At 72.6% G+C, this 22,485-nt stretch carries 21 protein-coding genes and 4 tRNA genes; 17 read left to right on the forward strand and 8 right to left on the reverse strand.

Annotated elements, in window-relative coordinates; genetic code table 11:
- Positions 1-43 precede the first annotated feature (43 nt).
- From ACGF07_RS35030 to ACGF07_RS35040, 3 genes are all read right to left on the reverse strand, one after another.
- The gene (locus ACGF07_RS35030) at positions 44-463 is read right to left on the reverse strand and encodes a DUF742 domain-containing protein (RefSeq protein ID WP_392905643.1); all 420 of its coding nucleotides are present in this window, start codon (positions 461-463) and stop codon (positions 44-46) included.
- A 162-nt stretch (positions 464-625) separates the two neighbouring features.
- On the reverse strand, positions 626-1,039 hold the full coding sequence (locus ACGF07_RS35035) for a roadblock/LC7 domain-containing protein (RefSeq protein WP_030291361.1): 414 nt from the start codon (positions 1,037-1,039) through the stop codon (positions 626-628).
- A gap of 10 nt (positions 1,040-1,049) precedes the next feature.
- Positions 1,050-4,769, reverse strand: a complete 3,720-nt coding sequence (locus tag ACGF07_RS35040; RefSeq protein WP_392905645.1) for a nitrate- and nitrite sensing domain-containing protein — start codon at positions 4,767-4,769, stop codon at positions 1,050-1,052.
- A gap of 639 nt (positions 4,770-5,408) precedes the next feature.
- Here ACGF07_RS35040 and ACGF07_RS35045 point away from each other — a divergent pair.
- From ACGF07_RS35045 to ACGF07_RS35075, 7 genes are all read left to right on the forward strand, one after another.
- The gene (locus ACGF07_RS35045; RefSeq protein WP_392905647.1) at positions 5,409-5,627 is read left to right on the forward strand and encodes a hypothetical protein; all 219 of its coding nucleotides are present in this window, start codon (positions 5,409-5,411) and stop codon (positions 5,625-5,627) included.
- 240 nt (positions 5,628-5,867) lie between these two features.
- Entirely contained in the window at positions 5,868-6,668 is an 801-nt protein-coding gene (locus tag ACGF07_RS35050) for a fumarylacetoacetate hydrolase family protein (RefSeq protein WP_350748707.1), read from the forward strand.
- On the forward strand, positions 6,661-8,160 hold the full coding sequence (gene gltX / locus ACGF07_RS35055; protein WP_392905649.1) for a glutamate--tRNA ligase: 1,500 nt from the start codon (positions 6,661-6,663) through the stop codon (positions 8,158-8,160). Before ACGF07_RS35050 ends, gltX begins: the two co-directional genes overlap by 8 nt.
- A 321-nt stretch (positions 8,161-8,481) precedes the next feature.
- Positions 8,482-8,553 (forward strand) — tRNA-Gln (locus ACGF07_RS35060).
- A 47-nt stretch (positions 8,554-8,600) separates the two neighbouring features.
- Positions 8,601-8,673 (forward strand) — tRNA-Glu (locus tag ACGF07_RS35065).
- Between the two features lie 27 nt (positions 8,674-8,700).
- A tRNA-Glu gene (locus ACGF07_RS35070) sits at positions 8,701-8,773 on the forward strand.
- A gap of 49 nt (positions 8,774-8,822) precedes the next feature.
- Positions 8,823-8,897: transfer RNA gene (locus ACGF07_RS35075), tRNA-Gln, on the forward strand.
- Between the two features lie 143 nt (positions 8,898-9,040).
- On the opposite strand, the gene ACGF07_RS35080 is transcribed toward ACGF07_RS35075, so the two are convergent.
- On the reverse strand, positions 9,041-9,754 hold the full coding sequence (locus ACGF07_RS35080) for an IclR family transcriptional regulator (RefSeq protein WP_030246527.1): 714 nt from the start codon (positions 9,752-9,754) through the stop codon (positions 9,041-9,043).
- 231 nt (positions 9,755-9,985) lie between these two features.
- Between ACGF07_RS35080 and leuC the strand changes: the two genes are divergently transcribed.
- From leuC to ACGF07_RS35100, 4 genes are all read left to right on the forward strand, one after another.
- The gene (leuC, locus tag ACGF07_RS35085; RefSeq protein ID WP_392905651.1) at positions 9,986-11,422 is read left to right on the forward strand and encodes a 3-isopropylmalate dehydratase large subunit; all 1,437 of its coding nucleotides are present in this window, start codon (positions 9,986-9,988) and stop codon (positions 11,420-11,422) included.
- A gap of 3 nt (positions 11,423-11,425) precedes the next feature.
- Positions 11,426-12,022, forward strand: coding sequence for a 3-isopropylmalate dehydratase small subunit (gene leuD / locus ACGF07_RS35090; RefSeq protein ID WP_350747852.1), 597 nt, complete (start codon positions 11,426-11,428; stop codon positions 12,020-12,022).
- Positions 12,023-12,204: 182 nt separating this feature from the next.
- Positions 12,205-12,552, forward strand: a complete 348-nt coding sequence (locus ACGF07_RS35095; RefSeq protein ID WP_392905653.1) for a hypothetical protein — start codon at positions 12,205-12,207, stop codon at positions 12,550-12,552.
- A 133-nt stretch (positions 12,553-12,685) separates the two neighbouring features.
- A complete protein-coding gene (locus ACGF07_RS35100; RefSeq protein WP_392905655.1) occupies positions 12,686-13,387 on the forward strand; it encodes an HU family DNA-binding protein in 702 nt (233 codons plus the stop codon).
- Positions 13,388-13,686: 299 nt separating this feature from the next.
- Here ACGF07_RS35100 and ACGF07_RS35105 read toward each other — a convergent pair whose 3' ends face one another.
- Both ACGF07_RS35105 and cofC read right to left on the reverse strand, forming a co-directional pair.
- Complete coding sequence (locus ACGF07_RS35105; RefSeq protein WP_350747846.1) at positions 13,687-13,911, reverse strand: hypothetical protein; 225 nt, start codon at positions 13,909-13,911, stop codon at positions 13,687-13,689.
- A gap of 79 nt (positions 13,912-13,990) precedes the next feature.
- Complete coding sequence (gene cofC / locus ACGF07_RS35110; RefSeq protein ID WP_392905658.1) at positions 13,991-14,674, reverse strand: 2-phospho-L-lactate guanylyltransferase; 684 nt, start codon at positions 14,672-14,674, stop codon at positions 13,991-13,993.
- Between the two features lie 230 nt (positions 14,675-14,904).
- On the opposite strand from cofC, the gene ACGF07_RS35115 reads away from it, so the two are divergent.
- The 3 genes from ACGF07_RS35115 to ACGF07_RS35125 all read left to right on the forward strand — a co-directional run bounded on the left by ACGF07_RS35115 (position 14,905) and on the right by ACGF07_RS35125 (position 18,023).
- A complete protein-coding gene (locus ACGF07_RS35115; protein WP_350747841.1) occupies positions 14,905-15,738 on the forward strand; it encodes a lysophospholipid acyltransferase family protein in 834 nt (277 codons plus the stop codon).
- A gap of 14 nt (positions 15,739-15,752) precedes the next feature.
- Positions 15,753-16,736, forward strand: coding sequence for an NAD(P)H-dependent glycerol-3-phosphate dehydrogenase (locus ACGF07_RS35120; protein WP_350747858.1), 984 nt, complete (start codon positions 15,753-15,755; stop codon positions 16,734-16,736).
- Between the two features lie 141 nt (positions 16,737-16,877).
- On the forward strand, positions 16,878-18,023 hold the full coding sequence (locus ACGF07_RS35125; RefSeq protein WP_392905660.1) for a D-alanine--D-alanine ligase family protein: 1,146 nt from the start codon (positions 16,878-16,880) through the stop codon (positions 18,021-18,023).
- Positions 18,024-18,300: 277 nt separating this feature from the next.
- Here the strand turns inward: ACGF07_RS35125 and ACGF07_RS35130 are convergent, their stop codons facing one another.
- Both ACGF07_RS35130 and ACGF07_RS35135 read right to left on the reverse strand, forming a co-directional pair.
- Positions 18,301-18,819 (reverse strand): DUF3515 domain-containing protein, encoded by a 519-nt coding sequence (locus ACGF07_RS35130; protein WP_392905663.1) that lies wholly within the window; start codon positions 18,817-18,819, stop codon positions 18,301-18,303.
- Positions 18,820-18,838: 19 nt separating this feature from the next.
- Positions 18,839-19,072, reverse strand: coding sequence for an Lrp/AsnC ligand binding domain-containing protein (locus ACGF07_RS35135; RefSeq protein ID WP_350747958.1), 234 nt, complete (start codon positions 19,070-19,072; stop codon positions 18,839-18,841).
- A 197-nt stretch (positions 19,073-19,269) separates the two neighbouring features.
- On the opposite strand from ACGF07_RS35135, the gene ACGF07_RS35140 reads away from it, so the two are divergent.
- The 3 genes from ACGF07_RS35140 to thiD all read left to right on the forward strand — a co-directional run bounded on the left by ACGF07_RS35140 (position 19,270) and on the right by thiD (position 22,282).
- Positions 19,270-20,235, forward strand: coding sequence for a thiamine-phosphate kinase (locus ACGF07_RS35140; protein WP_350747957.1), 966 nt, complete (start codon positions 19,270-19,272; stop codon positions 20,233-20,235).
- Between the two features lie 200 nt (positions 20,236-20,435).
- On the forward strand, positions 20,436-21,461 hold the full coding sequence (locus ACGF07_RS35145; protein WP_392905666.1) for a 6-phosphofructokinase: 1,026 nt from the start codon (positions 20,436-20,438) through the stop codon (positions 21,459-21,461).
- A 23-nt stretch (positions 21,462-21,484) separates the two neighbouring features.
- On the forward strand, positions 21,485-22,282 hold the full coding sequence (gene thiD, locus ACGF07_RS35150; RefSeq protein WP_350747951.1) for a bifunctional hydroxymethylpyrimidine kinase/phosphomethylpyrimidine kinase: 798 nt from the start codon (positions 21,485-21,487) through the stop codon (positions 22,280-22,282).
- The last annotated feature ends 203 nt before the right edge of the window (positions 22,283-22,485 follow it).

Consider the following 22,485-nt stretch of genomic DNA (forward strand, 5'->3'; position numbering starts at 1 on the left):
GACGATCTTCGCGGAGGTGGTGGCGCGGGTGGGGGCGGCCGCGTTAGAGCTTGCGAAGTCCACTGAGGACCCTTTCGAGCAGCGTGACGTCGGGCGTTCCGCCCGACTCGCCCGCGGCGGCGGGCTGGTGGATGGCGACGAGACCGGCCTCGGCCAGGTCGGCCACGAGGATGCGGGCCACACCGAGCGGCACGCCGGCCAGTGCGGAGATCTCCGCGATGGATTTGACCTCACGGCAGAGGTTCACGATCCGGGCGTGCTCGGGCAGCAGCCCGCCGGTCCGCTCGGCCGAGCCCGTCGTCGAGATCAGGGCCTCGATGGCGAGCTGGTACCGCGGGCGGGTCCGGCCGCCGGTCATCGCGTACGGGCGGACCAGCGGCTGCTGCTCGTAGCCGTCGGACTGCTGCCCGCCGTAGCCGCTGCCGTACCCGTACGGGCCGGCGGGTGTCGAGGGCGGGGTCATGGGTCCTCCTAGTGCTGCAGCCTTGGGCAGCCGGTTCCAGCTGGGGCGGTGCCAGCTGAGGCGGGATCAGCTGCCTGAGGGTAGCTGAGGGTGAGACACCGGGTCCGGTCGGGTCGGACCCGGTGCGGGGTGGGACGGTGGGTGGATCCGCTCGGGCTCCGGTCAGTGCAGGAGACTGCCCTGGAGTTCCGCGCGGAGTGCGGGGGTGAGGACGGCGCCGGCCCGGTCGACGAGCAGCGCCATCTCGTAGCCGACGAGGCCGATGTCGGAGTCGGGGGCGGCCAGGACGGCGAGGGCGGAGCCGTCGCTGATGGCCATGAGGAACAGGAAGCCGCGCTCCATCTCGACGACGGTCTGGTTGACCTCGCCGCCCTCGAAGATCCGGCTGGCGCCGGAGGTGAGGGAGGTGAGGCCGGAGGCGACGGCGGCGAGCTGGTCGGCGCGGTCCCGGGGGAAGCCCTCCGACATGCACAGCAGGAGGCCGTCCGCGGAGACCACCACGGTGTGGGACACCCCGGGGGTGTTGTCCACGAAGTTGGTGATCAGCCAGTTCAGGTTCTGTGCGGCCTGGCTCATCTGGTTCAACTCAACGCTCCTGGTGATCTGCGCCGTTGCCGTCGCTCCGGCCACCGAAACTATCGAATCCGGGCTGCTGGGCACCATGCTGGAGGCCCGGCTGGTGGGCGGCCTGCTCGGCACCGGCCCGGCGGCCCTGCTGGATGCCCCGGCGCAGGTTGGTCAGCCGGCCGCGGACCTCCTCGGGGGCCCGGGAGACCTGAGGACCGGTCAGCGGTGCGGCCTCGGCGGTGCCGGAGACCAGGTTGGCCTGCGGGGTCCGGCGGGGGAGGCCGGACATCGTGACGCCGCTGGTCGAGGGCTCGCGGACCTGCTCGGCACGGCGCCAGCGCTCGTCGTTCGCGGACGGACGCCACGGCGCCTCGCCGACGCCCGGCTGCGGCTGCTGCGGGGCCTGCTGCGGAGCCGGGGCCTGCTGCGGGGCCTGCTGCTGGAAGTCCGGCGCGGACGTGCCGGGCCGACGCGGCTGGTACGGGCGCGGCCGGGCCTGCTGCGGATCCTGCGGGTGGGCCGCACCCTGCTGCGGGTACCAGGACTGACCCCCGGCCGCCTCGGACGGCCCGGTCGGCAGCGCCATCGGCTCCTGCCGCTGCCGCTGCTGCGGCTGGACGGGGGCCTGCTCCGGGCGCGGCTGGGGCTGCTGCTGGGCCGGGTTCGCCACGTCGGGCAGCACGGGCTCCACCAGGCCGAGGCCCAGCGGGTCGCGCGGGTCGATCTGGCTGGCCTCGAAGCGGGGCCGGGCGAACTGCTGGGTGCTCTCCACCGACGCCGGCTCGGCCGACGGCAGCGGCTGGGCCTGCTGCTGGGGCGGCAGCTGCGGCTGGGCCTGGGTCTGCTGCACCTGCTGCGGCTGGACCTGCTGCGGCTGGGCCTGCTGCGGCTGGGCCTGCTGCGGCTGGGCCTGCTGCGGCTGGGCCTGCTGGGGCTGGGCCTGCTGCTGGGGCGGCAGCTGGGGCTGGCGGTCGCGGCGCGGCGCGTCCGGACCGGGCCGCTGCGGACGGCGCTGGCCCTGCGGACCCTGCGGACCGTGCTGGGCGGGGGCGCCCGGACCCTGACGGCCCGGAGCCCGCTGGGGCAGGCCGTCCTGCGGACGGTTGCCCGGACGGGCGCCCTGCTGCGGCGCGCCGGGGCCGCCCGGGCGGCCGTGCTGCGGCTGCTCGCCGGTCCGCGGGCCCGGAGCACCGTCGAACTCGCCGCCGGCCTGCGGGCGGCCCTGACCGCGGCGGGGCAGGCCGTTCATGCCGCCCTTCGGCGGGCCCTGGCGGCCGGGGCCGCGCTGCGGAAGGCCGCCCTGCGGCGCCTGCTGCGGCTGGCCCTGCTGCTGGGCCGGGGCGTGCTGGGCGGAGGCCTGCGGAGCCGGGGCCTGCTGGGCCTGCGCCGGCTGACCGGCGGCCGGGTTCTCGCGCAGCGACTGGCCGACCTGGCGGGTCGGCAGGCCGCCGGAGCGGCCGCCGGGCGCACCCGGGCCGTTCGGCGCGGCGGGAGCGGCCGGGCCGCCCTGGCCGAGCTGCGGACGGCCGCCCTGCGGGGCACCGCCGGCCGGGCCCTGGCCAAGCGCGGCCGGGCCGCCCTGGCGGCCGGGCGGGACCTGGCGCTGCTGGCGCGGCGTCGGGGCGACCCCGCGCTGCTGCTTGCCCGGGCCGGGGCGGCCGGCCCCGCGCCGCTCGGCGGAGTTGGTGACGTCGACGGGGAGCATGACCAGGGCGGTGGTGCCGCCGGAGTCGCTCGGACGCAGCTGGATCCGGATGCCGTGTCGCAGGGACAGGCGGCCGACCACGAAGAGGCCCATGCGGCGGGAGACGGAGACGTCCACCGTCGGCGGGTTGGCGAGGCGCTCGTTGATCTCGGCGAGGTCGTCCGGGCTCAGGCCGATGCCGGTGTCGTGGATCTCGATGAGCACCCGGCCGTCCGGCAGCGCGTGGCCGGTGACCCGGACGCGGGTCTGCGGGCTGGAGAACGAGGTGGCGTTCTCCAGCAGCTCGGCGAGCAGGTGGACGAGGTCGTTGACGACGCGGCCGGCGACCTCGGCCGACGGCACGGCGGCGAGCTCGATGCGCTCGTACTGCTCCACCTCGGAGGCGGCGGCGCGGAGCACGTCGACCAGCGGAACGGGCCTGGTCCAGCGGCGGCCCGGGTCCTCACCGGCGAGGACGAGGAGGTTCTCGCCGTTGCGGCGCATGCGGGTCGCGAGGTGGTCCAGCTTGAACAGGTTGGCCAGCTGGTCCGGGTCGGCCTCGCGGCTCTCCAGCTCGGAGATCAGCGACAGCTGGCGCTGGATGAGGCCCTGGCTGCGGCGCGACAGGTTGGTGAACATCGCGTTGATGTTGCCGCGCAGGAGGGCCTGCTCGGCGGCGAGGCGGACGGCCTCGCTGTGCACCATGTCGAAGGCGTGCGCCACGTGGCCGATCTCGTCGGTCGAGTCGACGGCGACCGGCTCGACCGTGGTGTCGACGTCGTGCGGGTCGCTCTCGGAGAGCGTCTTGACCAGCTCGGGCAGGCGCCGCTCGGCGACGTCCTCGGCCGCGGCCTGGAGGCGGGTCAGCGAGCGCACCATCGACCGGGCGATCAGACCGGCGCCACCGAGGGCGACGAGCAGCACCAGGGCGACGGCGGCACCGATGATCAGGGCCTCGGTGTCGGCCTGGGACTGGAGGTCCTGGGCCTTTCCGTCGAGGTCCTCGATCAGCTTGGACTCGATCCGGCGCTCGGCGGTGATCTTGGCGCTGGCCTTCTCGTACCAGTCCTTGTACGAGACCGGCTCGGTCTGGTGGATGCCGCTGGGCTGGAGGATCGAGCGCGAGTAGCGGTCGGCGTCGGCGACCACCGAGTTGTAGCTGAGCTGGCCGCGCAGGTTGTCGAGGTCGTGCGCGGTGTAGATGTTGTTGAAACTCGTCAGCGCGTTGTCGTACGAGGTGCGCAGGCGGATGCCGAAGGACTCGTCACTGGGGCTGAGGTCGGGGCCCTTGGGGTTGGCCAGACCGGCGCTGATCAGCGCGCGCTGCTGCGAGGTGGCGTCCTTGGCCAGCGAGAACTGCTGCAGCGCGCGGGTGGAGACCAGCAGGTCCTTGTTGTTCGAGGCGAGCGCGATGTCCTGGGTGATGGACAGCAGGTCGCGGATGATCACGTCGTAGGCGGTGATCGTCGCCTGGATGTTCTGGCTGTTCTGGTAGGGCGTGTTGCGGGCGTCGGCGATGGAGTTCAGGTCCTTGCGGATCTGGAACAGCAGCGCCTTCCCGCCGGAGAGTTCGAGGTTCTCGAACTTGTCCGAGGAGGCGGTGAAGGTGCGGCTCAGGTCGTCGGTGGCCTTGCGGGCCGTGACGATGTCGTCGTCCAGCGGGTCGTTCGGACGGTTGGTGATGAAGCCGGCGCTGATGTCGCGCTCGGTCTGCAGCGCGTCCGCGAGGCTGGTCGCCTTCTTGGCCAGGTCCGACAGGTTGGCCATCTGGGCGAGTTGCTGCGAGTTCTCGAGCGAGGTCTGGATGCGCAGACCACCGAGGATCAGCGAGACCAGCACCGGGAGCGCGAGCAGGGCGATCAGGCGGGTGCGGATGCGCCAGTTGCGCATCGCGAGCCGGCTCAGACCGGTGGCGCGGCGCCTGGTCAGGGTGGTGCGGAGCTTGTCCCGGGCGGACTTGCGGTCCTGGCCGTCCTCCTCCGGTCGGCCGGGGCCCTCGGGCGTCACCGGGTCGGCCGGGCCGCCGGGGGCCGCCGCCTGCTGGGGGGCTGCCACAGGCTCGCGCGACTCCGGGTCACCCGCGGCGCCGCTACCCCTTTTGAAACGTCCCTGCACTGGCGTCGCAACCTCTGGACCGGGCGTCCCGCCGCGTCGCCACGGCCTGGACGGTGTCGAGTTTCCATCCGCACCCCGGCCGGTCCGGGAGAGCGGGTCGCCGGGGTGGACTGCTCCCTACCCACGGTCCGTGGCATTCCAGCACAGCCGGGGAATCCCAACAAGGCCCGCCGGAGCGAGTCGCCGGGTACTACCGAACGCATGCGCCGTTTCACGGACTGTGCGGTAACCGGACCGGAATACCGCCTTTTTCGGACACTCGCCGGATACATGCCAACCAGGCCCTAGATCGAAAAGAGTCACAGACCTGGTGGAATGACCGACATGGGCGGAATGTCGGGAAATTCCGTTGCGGCGATATGTCGGATATCTGTGATTTGCTCATGAATTTGTGAGCAAAATCACAGGCCAATGTGTAGCTTTGGTCACGGTCTCTGTGGAAAGAGATCTCGTAACCTGGCTGTCTCCGGAGCACGGCCCCGATCAGCCTGCCCAGAACCCCTCCGAATCAATCGGAACCATTCAGGCCGGTGCCTCTCCCGCGCGGAGCCGCCCGGCCGTGACCACGAGGTGCTCTCGATGTCCCTGGCGAAGAAGGCCACCAAGTCCACGCTGTCCTGCCGCAACACGGCGAACCCGCGCCGGACCACGCTGGCCTCGGTCGAGGACTTCAGCAAGATCCCGGGCGCCCGCAAGCCCGAGGACGTCGTCACGTACTCCACCGAGCTGCCGGCCAGCACGGCCAACCCGCGCCGCACCCAGCTGATGGTCGCCCCGGTGATCACCCCCCAGGACTGACCCGGCCGCCGCTCCGCCGAGGGCGCCGCGGACCCCGCACCGGGATCCGCGGCGCCCTCGTCGTCCTCCGGAGCCGGACGCCTCCCGCCCCAACCGCGCTGAACAGGGGCAAAGCGGTCGGCAGGGGCCCCACGCGATAGCCTGGACGACGATTGACGGGGCCGCGCCCACGGAGGGCGAGGCGCCCAGCAGCGCCCGGGGGCGCCCCGGGCGGCCGACGAAGCGAGGGGTAGCCCAGCCGTGCGCATTGCCAGGTTTTCCGTCCGGGAAGGGAGCCCTGCCGCCGGCAGCGTCTCCTTCGGCGTGGTCGAGGGGGACCCTTCCCAGCCCGACTCGCTGGTCGTCCACGCGCTGGCCGGCCACCCGTTCGGCCAGCCCCAGCCCACCGGCGAGAGCTACCGCTTCCAGGACGTCCGGCTGCTCAGCCCGATGCTGCCCAACAAGATCGTGGCGGTCGGCCGCAACTACGCGGCGCACGCCGCCGAGCTGGGCAACGACGTCCCGGACGTCCCGCTGACCTTCTTCAAGCCCTCCACTTCGGTGATCGGACCGACCGAGAGCATCGCGTACCCGCCGTTCTCCTCGGACGTCCACCACGAGGCCGAACTCGCCGTGGTGATCGGCCGGATGTGCCGCGAGGTGCCGCTGGACCGGGTGCCCGAGGTGATCCTCGGCTACACCTGCGCCAACGACGTCACCGCCCGGGACGTCCAGCAGCGCGAGGGCCAGTGGGCCCGGGCCAAGGGCTTCGACACCGCGTGCCCGCTCGGCCCGTGGATCGAGACCGACCTCGACCCCGGCGACCTCGCCATCACCTGCACGGTCAACGGCGAGCTCCGCCAGACCGGCCGCACCTCCCTGATGGTCCGCTCGGTCGCCGAGCTGATCGTCCACATCTCCGAGGCCATGACGCTGCTGCCCGGCGACGTCATCCTCACCGGCACGCCCGCAGGGGTGGGCCCCCTCAACGTCGGCGACGAGGTCGCCGTCTCCATCGAAGGCATCGGCACTCTCACCAACAAGGTGATCAAGCGTGGCTAACACTGACCCGGCCGTCCGGGTTCGCTTCTGTCCCTCCCCGACCGGCAACCCCCACGTGGGCCTGGTCCGCACCGCCCTCTTCAACTGGGCCTTCGCCCGCCACAACGGCGGCACGCTGGTCTTCCGGATCGAGGACACCGACTCCGCCCGCGACTCCGAGGAGTCGTACGAGCAGCTGCTCGACGCCATGCGCTGGCTCGGCTTCGACTGGGACGAGGGCCCGGAGGTCGGCGGCCCGCACGCGCCGTACCGCCAGTCGCAGCGGATGGACATCTACGCCGACGTCGCCCGCCGCCTGCACGAGGCCGGCCACGCCTACCACTGCTACTGCAGCACCGAGGAGCTCGACGCCCGCCGCGAGGCCGCCCGCGCGGCCGGCAAGCCCTCCGGCTACGACGGCCACTGCCGCGACCTGACCGAGGACCAGATCGCGGTCTACAAGCTGGAGAAGCGCGAGCCGATCCTGCGCTTCCGGATGCCCGACAGCACCATCACCTTCGACGACCTGGTCCGCGGCACCCTGACCTTCGAGCCGGAGAACGTGCCCGACTACGGCATCGTCCGGGCCAACGGCGCCCCGCTGTACACCCTGGTCAACCCGGTGGACGACGCCCTGATGGGCATCACCCACGTGCTGCGCGGCGAGGACCTGCTCTCCTCCACCCCGCGGCAGATCGCGCTGTACGCCGCGCTCGCCGAGATCGGCGTCGGCAACGGCACCACCCCGCGCTTCGGCCACCTGCCGTACGTGATGGGCGAGGGCAACAAGAAGCTCTCCAAGCGCGACCCGCAGTCCTCGCTCAACCTGTACCGCGAGCGCGGCTTCATCCCCGAGGGCCTGCTCAACTACCTGTCCCTGCTGGGCTGGTCGCTGGCGGAGGACCGCGACATCTTCGGCATCGACGAGATGGTCGCCGCCTTCGACATCACCAAGGTCAACGCCAACCCGGCCCGCTTCGACCTGAAGAAGTGCGAGGCGATCAACGCCGAGCACGTCCGCAAGCTGGCCCCGGACGACTTCGCGCGCCGACTGGTGCCGTTCCTGCAGGCCGCCGGCCTGCTGCCGGCCGAGCCGACCGCCGAGCAGCTGGACGTGCTCGCCAAGGTCGCCCCGCTCACCCAGGAGCGGATGGTCGTGCTGAGCGAGATCGTCAACATGGCCGGCTTCCTGTTCGTCGACCCGGCCGACTTCACCGTCGACCCGGACGACGCCGCCAAGGTGCTCAACGCCGACGCCCGCCCGGTGCTGGAGGCCAGCATCAAGGCGCTGGAGGAGCTCGCGGACTTCACCCCGGAGCCGATCCAGGCCGCGCTGCGCGAGGCCCTGGTGGAAGGCCTGGGCATCAAGCCCAAGTTCGCGTTCACGCCGCTGCGGGTGGCCGTCACGGGGCGCCGGGTCTCCCCGCCGCTGTTCGAGTCGATGGAGCTGCTCGGCCGCCCCGAGACGCTGCGCCGGCTGCGCTCCGCCCTGGACGCCCTGCCCGCCGCCTAGGGCGTAAGCGCCCTGCCCGCCCCCGGGGCGCCCGGCGGATCCCCGGGCGCCCGCCCGGTGGACGCCCTGCCTGAGCGGCCCCCGACGGGCCGCTGAGCAGGCCGCGGGCCCGGCTCACCGCCGGGCCCGCGGTGCGTCCGGAGGCCACCGGACGGCCTCCCCGCCGCTGCCTGCGGTTATCGATTTTGGAGCCGGGGCCGACGTCGGGTAATGTTCTTTCTGCGCCGCCCGGGAGGGAACGGACGAGGAACGAAAGCCCCTCGGAAGGGACCGACCGAGAGGCGCAACGCCTGAGAAGGCCCCGGAGGGGTTCAACTCTGGTGGGGTATGGTGTAATTGGCAGCACGACTGATTCTGGTTCAGTTAGTCTAGGTTCGAGTCCTGGTACCCCAGCGCTGTACGATCGGCAACGGTCGGACCGCAGGACAAATGAAGATCAAGCCCCCGTTGTGTAGCGGCCTAGCACGCTGCCCTCTCACGGCAGTAGCGCCGGTTCGAATCCGGTCGGGGGTACTGGTCCCGCAAGGGATCACTTGGAAAGCCCCCGTTGTGTAGCGGCCTAGCACGCTGCCCTCTCACGGCAGTAGCGCCGGTTCGAATCCGGTCGGGGGTACTTCAGAGCAGGAAGCCGATGGGCTCACCCATCGGCCCTTGCTTTGTGTTGGGGTATGGTGTAATTGGCAGCACGAGTGATTCTGGTTCATTTAGTCTAGGTTCGAGTCCTGGTACCCCAGCCAGAAATTGGAAAGGCCCCGGTCACCGGGGTCTTTTTCGTTTTCCGGAGTAATGCCCGAAGGGCCCCGCTCGTCGTCGAGCGGGGCCCTTTCGCTTTCCGGTGGGGGTGGTGGGGGAGTGGGGGAAGGGGTGGGGAGTCGGCCGGTCAGCTCCGGCGCAGCGCCTCGGTGAGCCGGTTCGCGGCCTCGATGATGGCCTGGGCGTGCAGGCGGCCCGGGTGGCGGGTCAGCCGCTCGATCGGGCCGGAGACGGAGACGGCGGCCACCACCCGGTTGGAGGGGCCGCGGACGGGCGCGGAGACGGACGCGACGCCCGGCTCCCGCTCGCCGATCGACTGGGCCCAGCCGCGCCGCCGGACGCCGCTCAGCGCGGTGGCGGTGAAGCGGGCGCCCTGGAGGCCGCGGTGGAGCCGCTCGGGCTCCTCCCAGGCCAGCAGGACCTGGGCGGCCGAGCCGGCCTTCATCGGCAGGGTGCTGCCGACCGGGACGGTGTCCCGCAGGCCGGAGAGCCGCTCGGCGGCGGCTACGCAGATCCGCATCTCGCCCTGGCGGCGGTAGAGCTGTGCGCTCTCGCCGGTGACGTCGCGCAGGTGGGTCAGGACCGGGCCCGCGGTGGCGAGCAGCCGGTCCTCGCCCGCCGCGGCGGAGAGTTCGGACAGGCGGGGGCCGAGGATGAAGCGCCCCTGCATGTCCCTGGTGACCAGGCGGTGGTGTTCGAGTGCGACGGCGAGTCGGTGGGCCGTGGGCCGCGCCAGACCGGTGGCGGCGACCAGCCCCGCCAACGTGGCGGGGCCCGACTCCAGTGCGCTGAGCACCAGAGCGGCCTTGTCGAGAACGCCGACGCCGCTAGTGTTGTCCATGCCCTAAGACTGCAGTCTCAGTCCGCGAGACGCAAGTTCAATCTTCCGGGAAAAGCGCCACTCTGGATGCAGCAGCCCGGGAGACATCCAGGATGGGTCCTCGCGAGAGTGTCCGCATCGTGGACAGCGATCCGGCGTGCAGGTCGCGCGGAAGCGCCCCGCACTGGGCGGCGCAAGCGTTTACCCGACGACACGAGAAGGCCGGCAACGCGGCCGGCTGGAGGGAATCCGATGGGACGGACACTCGCAGAGAAGGTCTGGGACGACCACGTCGTGCGGCGCGCGGAGGGCGAGCCCGACCTCCTGTACATCGACCTGCACCTGCTCCACGAGGTGACCAGCCCGCAGGCCTTCGACGGGCTGCGGCTGGCCGGCCGCAAGGTCCGCCGCACCGATCTGACGATCGCCACCGAGGACCACAACACCCCCACCCTGGACATCGACAAGCCGATCGCCGACCCGGTCTCCCGCGTGCAGCTGGAGACCCTGCGGCGGAACGCGGCCGAGTTCGGCGTCCGGATCCACTCGCTCGGCGACGTCGAGCAGGGCGTGGTGCACGTGGTCGGCCCCCAGCTCGGCCTGACCCAGCCCGGCACGACGGTGGTCTGCGGGGACTCCCACACCTCCACCCACGGCGCCTTCGGCGCGCTGGCGTTCGGCATCGGCACCAGCCAGGTCGAGCACGTGCTGGCCACCCAGACCCTGCCGCTGGCGCCGTTCAGGACCATGGCGGTCACCGTCGAGGGCGAACTGCCCGAGGGCGTCACGGCCAAGGACCTGATCCTGGCCGTCATCGCGAAGATCGGCACCGGCGGCGGCCAGGGCTACGTCCTGGAGTACCGCGGCTCGGCGATCCGGAGCCTGTCCATGGAGGCCCGGATGACCGTCTGCAACATGTCCATCGAGGCCGGCGCCCGGGCCGGCATGATCGCTCCGGACGAGACCACCTTCGCCTATCTGGAGGGGCGCCCGCACGCCCCGAAGGGCGAGGACTGGGACGCCGCCGTCGCCTACTGGAAGACCCTGGTCACCGACGAGGACGCGGTCTTCGACCACGAGGTCTTCATCGACGCCAGCGAGCTGACCCCGTTCGTCACCTGGGGCACCAACCCCGGCCAGGGCGCCCCGCTGGGCTCCGCGGTCCCCGACCCCGCGGACTTCGCCGACCCGCAGGAGCGCCTGGCGGCGGAGAACGCCCTGAGGTACACGGGCCTTGAGCCCGGCACCCCGCTGCGCGAGGTCTCCGTCGACGCCGTCTTCGTCGGCTCCTGCACCAACGGCCGGATCGAGGACCTGCGCGCGGCCGCCGCCGTGCTGGAGGGCCGCAAGGTCGCCGACGGCGTACGGATGCTGGTCGTCCCCGGCTCGGTGCGGGTCGCCCTGCAGGCCGTCGAGGAGGGCCTGGACAAGGTGTTCACCGCCGCCGGGGCCGAATGGCGGCACGCCGGCTGCTCGATGTGCCTGGGCATGAACCCCGACCAGCTCGCCCCCGGGGAGCGCTGCGCCTCCACCTCGAACCGCAACTTCGAGGGCCGCCAGGGCAAGGGCGGCCGCACCCACCTGGTCTCCCCGCAGGTCGCCGCCGCGACCGCCGTCCTGGGCCGGCTCGCGGCCCCCGCCGACCTGAACCCGTCCGCCCTGACCGCCGACGTCGCCGTGGAGGCCTGAGCCATGGAGAAGTTCACCACCCACACCGGCCGGGCCGTCCCGCTGCGCCGCAGCAACGTGGACACCGACCAGATCATCCCCGCCCATTGGCTCAAGAAGGTCACCCGATCCGGTTTCGAGGACGGTCTCTTCGAGGCCTGGCGCAAGGACGAGTCGTTCATCCTCAACCGGCCCGAGCGCCAGGGCGCCACCGTCCTGGTGGCCGGCCCCGAGTTCGGCACCGGTTCCTCCCGGGAACACGCCGTCTGGGCGCTGCAGAACTACGGCTTCCACGCGGTCATCTCCTCGCGCTTCGCCGACATCTTCCGCGGCAACTCCCTGAAGAACGGTCTGCTGACCGTCGTGCTGCCGCAGGAGACCGTGGAACGGCTCTGGGCGCTCACCGAGAGTGACCCTTCGGCCGAGATCACCGTTGACCTGGAGAATCGCGAAGTGCGCGCCGAGGGCGTCGTCGCGGGCTTCGAGCTGGACGACAACGCGCGGTGGAGGCTGCTCAACGGGCTGGACGACATCAGCATCACGCTGCGGAACGAGGCCGACATCGCGGCCTACGAGGCGACCCGCCCGGCGTTCAAGCCGCGCACTCTGCCGGTCTCCTGAGTTCCCTTCAGAACAAGCATTCTGACGATCCACCGGATGGCCCGCGCCCCCCTCGGGGGGGCCGGGCCATCCGGCGTTCCGGAGCACGAGTTAGCGCCGAGGCCCGCCCCGGATTGCCCATTTGGCTTTGCGGAAGAGGGCCCCGCGCAAGTACAACTGCGGGTAGATGGCACAATCAGTACATGCACCGGCACCATGAACCTCCGTACGCGGGCGGCGAACCCGCGTCCGAGGAGCCCATGGGCCGGGGATCCGAACGCCGAATTGACGATCGGCCGGACGTCACCTCCGCACCAGCTGAGGGGCCGGACGACCGGGAAGTCGCAGCGCTCTACGCGCTTGTGGCCGAGCGGTTGAAGCAAGCTCACGCCCGCGTGCATGCGCTGAACGTGTCTGCAGATGCAAAGACCGCTCTCACCCGTCAACTGCTCATCGTCACGGAGACCGCCAAGCGCGATCTTCCCGAGGCGGCACGGCGGTTGAGTCGCTTTGTACATGACCTCGACGAGGGGCGCCCGCCCCTCGACTGAGGTCGCGGACGCGCAAATCCATTGCGACACTAGGGTGATTCGCGCGTTTGGTAATTGAAAGTCCGCAGATACATACCTAACGTGCGAAAAGAACGGATGGAATCATCCGGCGCCCGTTTCCGAAGGGGAAGACGTGAACAAGGCTCAGCTTGTCGAAGCGGTGGCCGAGCAGCTGGGCGGTCGCAAGGCTGCCGCAGAGGCCGTCGACGCAGTGCTCGACACCATGGTCCGTGCCGTTGTGGCCGGTGACCGGGTCTCGGTCACCGGTTTCGGCACCTTCGAGAAGGTGGAGCGCTCCGCGCGCTTCGCCCGCAACCCGCAGACCGGCGAGCGGGTCAAGGTCAAGAAGACCTCGGTCCCCCGCTTCCGTCCGGGCCAGGGCTTCAAGGACCTGGTCAGCGGCAGCAAGAAGCTGCCGAAGGAAGGCCCCTCGGTGAAGAAGGCCCCCAAGGGCTCCCTCACCCCGGGCAAGGCGGGCGTCGCCGCGACCCCGGCCGCCAAGCGGGCCGCCACCAAGCGCTCCGCCGCCGCCGCCGCTCCGGCCGCGACCAAGAAGACCGCCGCCAAGAAGACGGCCACCACGGCTGCCGCCAAGAAGACCACGGCCACCGCCGCGAAGAAGGCGACCGCCACCAAGAAGACCACCGCCGCCGCCAAGAAGACCACGGCGACCGCGACGAAGAAGACGGCCACCGCCAAGAAGGCGACCCCGACGGCTGCCGCCAAGAAGACCACGGCCACCACCAAGAAGGCGACCGCCACGGCCAAGAAGACGGCTCCCGCGAAGAAGACCGCCACCCGCAAGACCACCGCGCGCAAGACCACCGCCAAGTAAGTCCCGCGCGACCGTCTCGGACGGCCTTCGGCTCAGAGCCGCGGCACCCCTTCCGCGAACTGCGGGGCCGGGTGGCCGCGGCTCTTCGCTTTCCGGGCGCTCGGTCAGGACCCGGCGGCGGCCGGTCCGGGCGGGCCCGGGAACCGTCGGGACGGCGCGGAGCGGCCGGGGCGGTGCCCGTCGCCGGTCGGAGTCCGCCGGCGGGTCGGTGCTCGTAGGCGGAACCAGTGGCCGTCCGCGGAGTCGGTGCCCGTCGGCGGAGTCATTGCCCGTCCGCGGAGTCAGTGTCCGTCGGCCGGTCAGTGCTCGTCGGCCGGATCGGGGAAGGTCTGCAGCGTCACGAAGACCACCCGGCGCGCCTCCCCGGAACCCTCGGTGCGGATCCGCACCCGCTGGCCGGGGCGCAGCAGCCGCAGGCCACCGGCGTCGAAGGCGGCCGCGTCGAACGGCACCGGGGTCCCGTCGTCGAGCAGCACGGAGCCGGCCCGGGTGGCGGGGTCGAAGGTGAACGCGGTGGCCTGCATGCCAGCAGCATAGCGAGGGGGTCGGACAGACCGCCCCGCCGCGGCCGGGGCCGGGCGCGGCCCCGGTCCGGCCCGACCGTCAGGACCGGCCCAGACGGGCGAACAGCGCACTGGTGTGCGGGCCGAGGCCGAGGTCCGCCGCCTCGCCGAGGTCGCTGCCGGTGTCGACGTCCCGGCGCACCGACTCGACGTCCGCCAGCCGTAGTTCGAGCGCGCCGCCGGCCGCGTGCCGGGCCCGCGAGCCGTCCCCGAAGGCGGGGGCGAGCGGGCGGCCGGGAGCGGTGGCGAGCAGGGTGGTGCCGAGGCCGGGGGAGTCGGGCAGGAAGGCCCGGCCGTCCGGCGGCACCGCGCCCAGCACCCGGGCGAGTTCGGCCGGCCGCAGGGCCGGCAGGTCGGCGGAGAGGGCGGCCAGCGGGGCCCGCGGGGCGAGTGCCCGGGCGACCGAGGCGCCGTGCGACAGCGCCCGGTTGAGGCCACCGCCCGGCTCGTCGGCGACGACCAGGGCGCCCAGCTCCGCCAACCGGGCGCCGGCGCCCGGGTCCCTGGTGACCACCAGGACCCGGGCCACGCCCGGAGTGGCGAGGGCGGCGGTGACGGTGTCGAGCGCGAAGGACAGGGCCAGGTCCGGCCGGTGCGGCCCGGCGTAGGGGGCGAGCCTGCTCTTGGCCAGGGCGAGCGGCTTGAGCGGCAGCACCAGCGACCAGTCGGCGGGGGGTGCGGCGGGCGCGACGGGCTCGCTGGGGCGTACGGTGTCCTGGGTCATCGGCGTCATTGTGACGCCGGGCCCGGAGCCCTCGCCAGGCCGTCCGAGCTGTGCGGACGTGCGTTTGATCACGACCGTCCGGCGGGTTGGCGCGGTCGCTCGACAGCCGGTGAGCGAGCGGGCGACACTGTTCCGCGCCCGCGAACCGGGCACCGGGCAGACCGGTGCGCGGCACCGGGAGGCACTGATCGCGGCACCCCGTGTGCCGCATGTGATGAGAAGGAGCTGGGGTGGCCCGCCGCTCGTACGCCAAGTTCGGCAACGCCGACTACGGCATCTGGTACCGCTTCGCGGCCGTGCTGGTGAAACCGGTGACGACCGCCCTGGTGAAGCCCGACTGGCGCGGCTGGGAGCACATTCCGAAGGAAGGCGGCTTCATCGCCGCGGTGAACCACAATTCGATCATCGATCCGGTGGTCTACGCGCACTGGCAGTACAACAGCGGCCGCCCGCCGCGGATTCTCGGCAAGTCCTCGCTGTTCTCGATCCCCTTCATCGGATTCATGCTGCGCAAGACCGGCCAGATTCCGGTATTCCGCGAGTCCACCGACGCGGCGCAGGCCTTCCGGGCCGCGATCGACGCCGTGAACAGCGGCCAGTGCGTGCAGTTCTACCCGGAGGGAACGCTCACCCGGGATCCGGACCTGTGGCCGATGACCGGGAAGAGCGGTGTCGCCCGGGTCGCGCTGATGACGGGTGCGCCGGTCATCCCGGTCGCGCACTGGGGCGCGCACGAGATCATCCCGCCGTACGGCCGGCCCGGATACGGCAAGGGCAAGTTCAACCTGTTCCCGCGCCACAAGGTCACCGTCGCGGCCGGGCCCGCGGTGGACCTCACCAAGTACCAGGGCCAGGAGCTGACCGCCCAGGTGCTCGCCGACGCGACCGAGGACATCATGGCGGCGATCACCGCCGTGCTGGCCGACATCCGCGGCGAGCAGCCGCCCGCCGAGCGGTACGACATGCGCAAGGCCGCCCGCCAGCGGGCCGCCGCGGCACTCGCCGAGCGCCGCCGGGCCAAGGGCGCTCCGAACGACAACGACGGTGAGGGGGCGGGCCGGTGACCCGTTGCGCAGTGATGGGGACCGGCTCGTGGGGCACCGCCTTCGCGATGGTGCTCGCCGACGCGGGCTGCGAGGTGGTGCTGTGGGCCCGCCGCCAGGAGCTGGCGGACGCCGTCAACACCACCCACGAGAACCCGGACTACCTGCCGGGCGTCCGGCTGCCCGCCACCGTCCGGGCCACCACCGACGCGGCCGAGGCGCTGGCCGGCGCCGACTTCGCGGTCCTGGTCGTGCCCTCGCAGACGCTGCGCGACAACCTCGCCGCCTGGGCGCCGCTGATCGAGCCGCAGACGGTGCTGGTGAGCCTGATGAAGGGCATCGAGCTCGGCACCGCCAAGCGGATGAGTGAAGTGATCGACGAGGTCACCAAGGTCGGCCCGGAGCGGGTCGCGGTGGTCAGCGGGCCCAACCTGGCCAAGGAGATCGCCAACCGCCAGCCCGCCGCCAGCGTGGTCGCCTGCACCGACGAGGCCGTCGCCAAGCGGCTCCAGGCCGCCTGCCACACGCCGTACTTCCGGCCGTACACCAACACCGACGTGGTCGGCTGCGAACTCGGCGGCGCGGTCAAGAACGTGATCGGTCTGGCAGTCGGCATGGCGGCCGGCATGGGGCTCGGCGACAACACCAAGGCGACGCTGATCACCCGCGGGCTGGCCGAGACCACCCGGCTCGGCGAGGTGCTGGGCGCCGACCCGCACACCTTCGCGGGGCTCGCCGGGATGGGCGACCTGGTCGCGACCTGCTCCTCGCCGCTGTCGCGCAACAACACCTTCGGCATGAACCTGGGCCGGGGCATGTCGCTGGCCGAGACCATCGCGGCCACCCGGCAGACCGCCGAGGGCGTCAAGTCCTGCGAGTCGGTGCTGGACCTGGCCCGGCGCAACGGGGTCGACATGCCGATCGTCGAGGCCGTGGTGGACGTCGTGCACAACGGGCGGCCGACCCAGGAGGCGCTGCAGGCGCTGATGTCACGCGCCGCCAAGCCCGAGCGGCGCTGAGGCGGAGCGGGGCTGAGGCCGGGCGGGGCTGAGGCCGAGCGGTGCCGGCTCCGTGCCGGGGCGCCGGGCTGACAATTCCGGGGCCCGCCGGGCGGGCGTTGACCGTCCGGAAACACGTCGCACGGTAGTCTCAAGCCCGATATGAGCATCGAACAGTCCTCCCCGAACCCGTCCGCCCGCAAGCCGCGCGTCGCGCTGGTCTTCGGCGGCCGCAGCTCCGAGCACGCGATCTCGGTCTCCACCGCGGGCAGCGTGCTCAGGGCGATCGACCGCGCCAAGTACGACGTGCTGCCGATCGGCATCACCCACGAGGGCCGCTGGGCGCTGACCAGCGACGAGCCGGCCCGAATGGCCATCACGGGCGGCAAGCTGCCGGACGTGGCGCAGATCGCCGAGTCCGTCGACGGGCAGGTCGTGCTGCCCGCCGCCCCGGGTGACCGCGAAGTGGTCCTCAGCCAGCCGGGGAGCGCCCCCAAGGTGCTCGGCGAGGTCGACGTGGTGTTCCCGCTGCTGCACGGCCCGTGGGGCGAGGACGGCACGCTCCAGGGCCTGCTGGAGCTCTCCGGCGTCCCGTACGTCGGCAACGGCGTGCTGGCCAGCGCGGCCGGCATGGACAAGGAGTTCGCCAAGCGGATCCTGGCCTCGCACGGCCTGAACGTCGGCACCTACACCATCGTGCGGCCGCGCGACTGGGAGACCGAGGAGGGCCGCGCGGCCGTGCGCGAGCGCGCCGCCGGGCTCGGCCTGCCGCTGTTCGTCAAGCCCTGCCGGGCCGGCTCCAGCATCGGCATCACCAAGGTCCGCGACCTCGCGGACCTGGACGCCGCGATCGAGGAGGCCCGCCGGCACGACCCCAAGCTGATCATCGAGGCCGGGGTCACCGGCCGCGAGATCGAATGCGGCGTGCTGGAGTTCGAGGACGGCCCGCGGGCCAGCGTGCCGGCCGAGGTGCTGGTCGGCGAGGGCTTCGACTTCTACGACTTCGAGGCCAAGTACATCGACTCCTCCGAGGTGCAGATCCCCGCGCGGCTGACCGCCGAGGAGACCGCGGAGATCCAGCGCCAGGCCGTGGCCGCGTTCGAGGCCTTCGGCTGCGAGGGCCTGGCCCGGGTGGACTTCTTCCTGCTGGAGGACGGCACCTGGATGATCAACGAGATCAACACCATGCCGGGCTTCACCCCGATCTCCGCCTACCCGAAGATGTGGGAGGCCAGCGGGGTCGCGTACGCGGAACTGATCGACCGGCTGCTGGAGTCGGCGCTGCGCCGCCCGACCGGGCTGCGGTAGCGGCAGGGATTCGAAAGGGCGGGCCGGGACTCCCGGCCCGCCCGCTCTGTGTTGTTCGCCCGCTCGCCTCCGGGGCGCTCCGATCCGGTGCCGACGGTCGGCGCTCCAAGGCCCCTCGTCCCTCGGGGCCTCCCTGTTGTTCGCCCGCTCGCCTCCGGGGCGCTCCGATCCGGTGCCGACGGTCGGCGCTCCAAGGCCCTCGTTCCTCGGGCCTCCTCGCTTCTCCCTTTCGGCACCGGCGCGCCCCTTCGGCTCCGGGCGGGAAGGCCGGGGCGCGTCAGCCCGGGATGTTCGCCTTGACGAGGTCGCTCAGGGCGGCCGCCGGGTCGAAGGGGTTCTGCGCGGCTCCGGCCGGGACGGTCACCTCGACGTAGGCGGCGCGCATGGTCGTCACGAAGCGGTAGCCGCCGTCCGAGAGCTTCTGCGACCACCAGGTGACGTCGTCGACGGTCGGGGACCAGTCCGTGGCGTGCTCGCCGTCCAGTTCCTCCGGCCGGTCGATGCCGCAGCGCAGCACGAGCCGGGGCGAGTCTCCCCAGGCCGCCACGTACGGCGAGGCGGGTGACGGGTCGTGGCGGGCGTGCCCCAGCAGCTCGTGCGGCAGCGCCGCTGCCAGTGCGCGGCAGTGGTCCGCCGCCCGTCCGCTCGGCCGCGGCACCTCGACCTTCGGGTCGGCCGAACTCCAGCTCCCGATCAGCAGGACCACCGCGCAGGCCAGCGCGACCGGCACCGCCAGCCAGCGGACCGGTGCCGGCAGCGCGGTCAGCACCTTGGGGATGCGGAGTTCTTTGGGCACCCGCCGATGGTAGCCGGGGCTAGAGGTGGACCACCGGACAGGTGAGGGTGCGGGTGATGCCCTCGACCTTCTGGACGTTGGCGACCACCATGCGGCCCAGGTCGTCCACGGTCTCGGCCTCGGCCTTGACGATCACGTCGTAGGGGCCGGTGACGTCCTCGGCGGTGAGGACCCCGGGGATCTTGCCGATCGTGTCGGCCACGGCGCTGGCCTTCCCGACCTCGGTCTGGATCAGGATGTATGCCTGTACCACAGGTGCCTCCCGGCGGCCGGAAACGGGGGTCGCCGCCGTGATCGCCCGGTCGGGCACAGGGTGGGAACGGGCTCACCGGCAGACTGGATCACCACGCTACCGCGCAGCGGCCCGGGGAGGGGAGACCTCGGTACCCCCCGAAGGGCGTACGCTGCGCGCGGGGGCCAGATCCGGATGGAAACGCGAGAGGACGGCAGATGCAGGGGACCGTGGGCGAGCTGGGCGAGTTCGGCCTCATCAGGGAGCTGACCGCCCGGGTACCGCTCACCGACGCGGTCGACCTCGGTCCCGGGGACGACGCCGCGGTGGTGAAGGCCCCGGACGGCCGGGTGGTGGCCACGACCGACGTCCTGATCGAGAACCGGCACTTCCGCAGGGACTGGTCGACCGCCTACGACGTGGGCCGCAAGGCCGCCGCCCAGAACCTCGCCGACGTGGCCGCGATGGGCGCGGTGCCGACCGCGATACTGCTCGGCCTGGTCGCCCCGGTCGACCTGCCGACCACCTGGGCCACCGAGCTGATGGACGGGCTGCGTGACGAGTGCCAGGTGGCCGGGGCGACGGTGGTCGGCGGCGACGTGGTGCGCGGCGACACCGTCACGCTGGCCATCACGGCGCTCGGCGACCTCCAGGGGCGCGCGGCGGTGACGCGCTCCGGCGCGCAGGTCGGCGACGTGGTCGCGGTGACCGGCTGGCTCGGCTGGTCGGCGGCCGGGCTGACCGTCCTGCAGCGCGGCTTCCGGTCCCCGCGGGCCTTCGTCGAGGCGCACCGCCGGCCCGAGCCGCCGTACCACGCGGGCCCGGCCGCCGCCGAGTTGGGCGCGACCTCGATGATCGACGTGAGCGACGGGCTGGTCGCCGACCTCGGCCACGTGGCCCGGGCGAGCGACGTGGACATCGACCTCAAGGCCGCGGACTTCGACGTCCCCGCGCAGATGGCCGACATCGGCCAGGCGGTCGGGGTGGACCCGCTGGTCTGGGTGCTCTCCGGCGGCGAGGACCACGCGATCGTGGCCACCTTCCCGCGCGGTGTCCAACTCCCCGCCCGCTGGCGGGTGGTGGGCGAGGTGACCGGCCGTCCGCTGGGCTCGCGCAGCGGACGGGTGACGGTGGACGGCGCGCCGTGGGACCGGGTCGGCGGCTGGGACCACTTCGCCGAGTGAGCTGCCGGCGGCCTCCGGTACCGACTGGCGTACGGAGACCGGCCGATGGGCAGTGGACGCCGGTGCGGCAGATGACGCTCCGGGCGTGCGGCGGACGGGCTTCGGGGGTGCGTTTTGCGTAGGCTTGCGGCATCCGAGCCCGCCCGCCCGTCCGGCGCGCGGGTGTTCTGATGTCCACTGCGAGCGGGAGCACACCACACATGCGCATCGGTGTACTGACCAGCGGCGGCGACTGCCCCGGCCTCAACGCGGTGATCAGATCGGTGGTGCACCGCGGAACGGACGTGCACGGGGACGAGATCGTCGGCATCGAGGACGGCTTCCTCGGCCTGATCGAGGGCCGTACCCGGCCGGTCTCGCACGACGACGTCACCGGGCTGCTCACCCTCGGCGGCACCATCCTGGGCTCGGCGCGGGTGCAGCGGGAGCGGATCGCCTGGGCGGTGGAGAACGCGAAGACGCTGGCCCGGGACATCGGCATCGACGCGCTGATCGCGATCGGCGGCGAGGGCACGCTCACCGCGGCCAAGCGGTTCAGCGACGCCGGGCTGCCGGTGGTCGGGGTGCCCAAGACCATCGACAACGACATCGACGCCACGGACTTCACCTTCGGCTTCGACACCGCGGTGCACGTCGCGACCGAGGCGATCGACCGGCTGAAGACCACCGCCGAGTCCCACCAGCGCGTCATGGTGGTCGAGTTGATGGGACGGCACACCGGCTGGATCACCCTCACCGCGGGCATGGCCGGCGGCGCGCACGGCATCCTGATCCCGGAGAAGCCCTTCGACATCGAGGTGGTGGCCCGGATGGTGGAGGACCGCTTCGCCCGCGGCAAGAAGTTCGCCATCATCGCCGTCGCCGAGGGCGCCGCCCCGCAGCCCGGCACCATGCGCTTCGACCACGGCGACGTCGACCAGTTCGGGCACCGGACCTTCGGCGGGATCGGCAACCGGCTCGCCCACGAGCTGGAGGACCTGCTCGGCAAGGAGGCCCGGCCGGTCATCCTCGGCCACGTCCAGCGCGGCGGCACCCCGACCGCGCGGGACCGGGTGCTCGCCTCGCGCTTCGGCTGGCACGCGGTGGAGGCCGTCCACCGGGGCGCCTTCGGGCACTTCACCGCACTGCGCCGCGGCGCCGTCGAGCTGGTGCCGATCGCCGACGCGGTGACCCGGCTGAAGACGGTGCCGGAGGCCCGCTGGGCGGAGTCCGAAGCGGTGCTGTGAACCGGCGGGGGTAGGTTGACCCCATGGTTTCGACTGCACCTCCCCGCGTGCTCACCGTCGCCGGCTCCGACTCCGGCGGCGGCGCCGGCATCCAGGCCGACCTCAAGGCGATGCTCGCCCTCGGCGTGCACGGCATGAGCGTGATCACCGCCGTCACCGCGCAGAACTCGCTCGGTGTCCAGGGCTACTGGGAACTGCCCGCCGAGGCGGTCCGGGCGCAGTTCCGCAGCGTGGTGGACGACATCGGGGTGCAGGCCGTGAAGACCGGCATGCTCGCCTCGACCGCCCTGGTGGAGACGGTCGCCGAGCTGCTGTCGACGGTGGACGCCCCGGTGGTGGTCGACCCGGTCGGCGTCTCCAAGCACGGGGACGCGCTGCTGGCCGCCGAGGCGGTGGCCACCGTCCGGGAGCGGCTGCTGCCGGTCGCCACCGTCGTCACCCCCAACCTCCACGAGGTGACCCAGCTCACCGGCCGCACCGTCGAGGACGAGTCGCAGATGCTGGACGCCGCCCGGGCGCTGGTCGACCTCGGGCCGCGCTGGGCGCTGGTCAAGGGCGGCCACCTGGAGGGCGAGGCCGCGGACCTGCTGTACGGCGGGCCCGACGAGGTGCACTGGTACCGGGCGCCGCGCTACGACAACCGGCACACCCACGGCACCGGCTGCACCCTGGCCAGCTCGATCGCGGCCGGCCTGGCCAGGGGCGAGTCGCTGCCCGCGGCGGTGGGCTCGGCCAAGGAGTACATCACCGGCGCGATCGCCGGGGGCTTCGCCCTGGGTGCCGGGATCGGCCCGGTCGACCACGCCTGGCGCTGGCGTTAGGGCCCGTCGTCGAACCCCCGCCCGCGGGCCGACGCCGGGAGCGCCCGGCCGGAAGGCGCGGGGGCGCAGGACCGGCGCGGACGACAGTGGTGGGGGGGGGGGGCGGGGCGCCCCCCCCCCCCCCCCGCCGCGCGGGGGGGCGGCCCCCCCCGCCGCCCCCCGCCCCCCCGCCCCCGGACCGGAAAAGGCAAAACGGAGGCAGG

Origin of the sequence: Kitasatospora sp. NPDC048194, assembly GCF_043202455.1 — a bacterium.
In the GTDB taxonomy this organism is placed as follows: Bacteria; Actinomycetota; Actinomycetes; order Streptomycetales; family Streptomycetaceae; genus Kitasatospora.

Bases quoted from the DNA above. Each gene is read 5' to 3' on its own strand.
- ACGF07_RS35030 (WP_392905643.1), bottom strand. From the start codon at position 463: ATGACCCCGCCCTCGACACCCGCCGGCCCGTACGGGTACGGCAGCGGC.
- ACGF07_RS35035 (WP_030291361.1), bottom strand. From the start codon at position 1,039: ATGAGCCAGGCCGCACAGAACCTGAACTGGCTGATCACCAACTTCGTG.
- ACGF07_RS35045 (WP_392905647.1), top strand. From the start codon at position 5,409: ATGTCCCTGGCGAAGAAGGCCACCAAGTCCACGCTGTCCTGCCGCAAC.
- ACGF07_RS35080 (WP_030246527.1), bottom strand. From the start codon at position 9,754: ATGGACAACACTAGCGGCGTCGGCGTTCTCGACAAGGCCGCTCTGGTG.
- leuC (WP_392905651.1), top strand. From the start codon at position 9,986: ATGGGACGGACACTCGCAGAGAAGGTCTGGGACGACCACGTCGTGCGG.
- leuD (WP_350747852.1), top strand. From the start codon at position 11,426: ATGGAGAAGTTCACCACCCACACCGGCCGGGCCGTCCCGCTGCGCCGC.
- ACGF07_RS35095 (WP_392905653.1), top strand. From the start codon at position 12,205: ATGCACCGGCACCATGAACCTCCGTACGCGGGCGGCGAACCCGCGTCC.
- ACGF07_RS35105 (WP_350747846.1), bottom strand. From the start codon at position 13,911: ATGCAGGCCACCGCGTTCACCTTCGACCCCGCCACCCGGGCCGGCTCC.
- cofC (WP_392905658.1), bottom strand. From the start codon at position 14,674: ATGACCCAGGACACCGTACGCCCCAGCGAGCCCGTCGCGCCCGCCGCA.
- ACGF07_RS35120 (WP_350747858.1), top strand. From the start codon at position 15,753: ATGGGGACCGGCTCGTGGGGCACCGCCTTCGCGATGGTGCTCGCCGAC.
- ACGF07_RS35125 (WP_392905660.1), top strand. From the start codon at position 16,878: ATGAGCATCGAACAGTCCTCCCCGAACCCGTCCGCCCGCAAGCCGCGC.
- ACGF07_RS35140 (WP_350747957.1), top strand. From the start codon at position 19,270: ATGCAGGGGACCGTGGGCGAGCTGGGCGAGTTCGGCCTCATCAGGGAG.
- ACGF07_RS35145 (WP_392905666.1), top strand. From the start codon at position 20,436: ATGCGCATCGGTGTACTGACCAGCGGCGGCGACTGCCCCGGCCTCAAC.
- thiD (WP_350747951.1), top strand. From the start codon at position 21,485: ATGGTTTCGACTGCACCTCCCCGCGTGCTCACCGTCGCCGGCTCCGAC.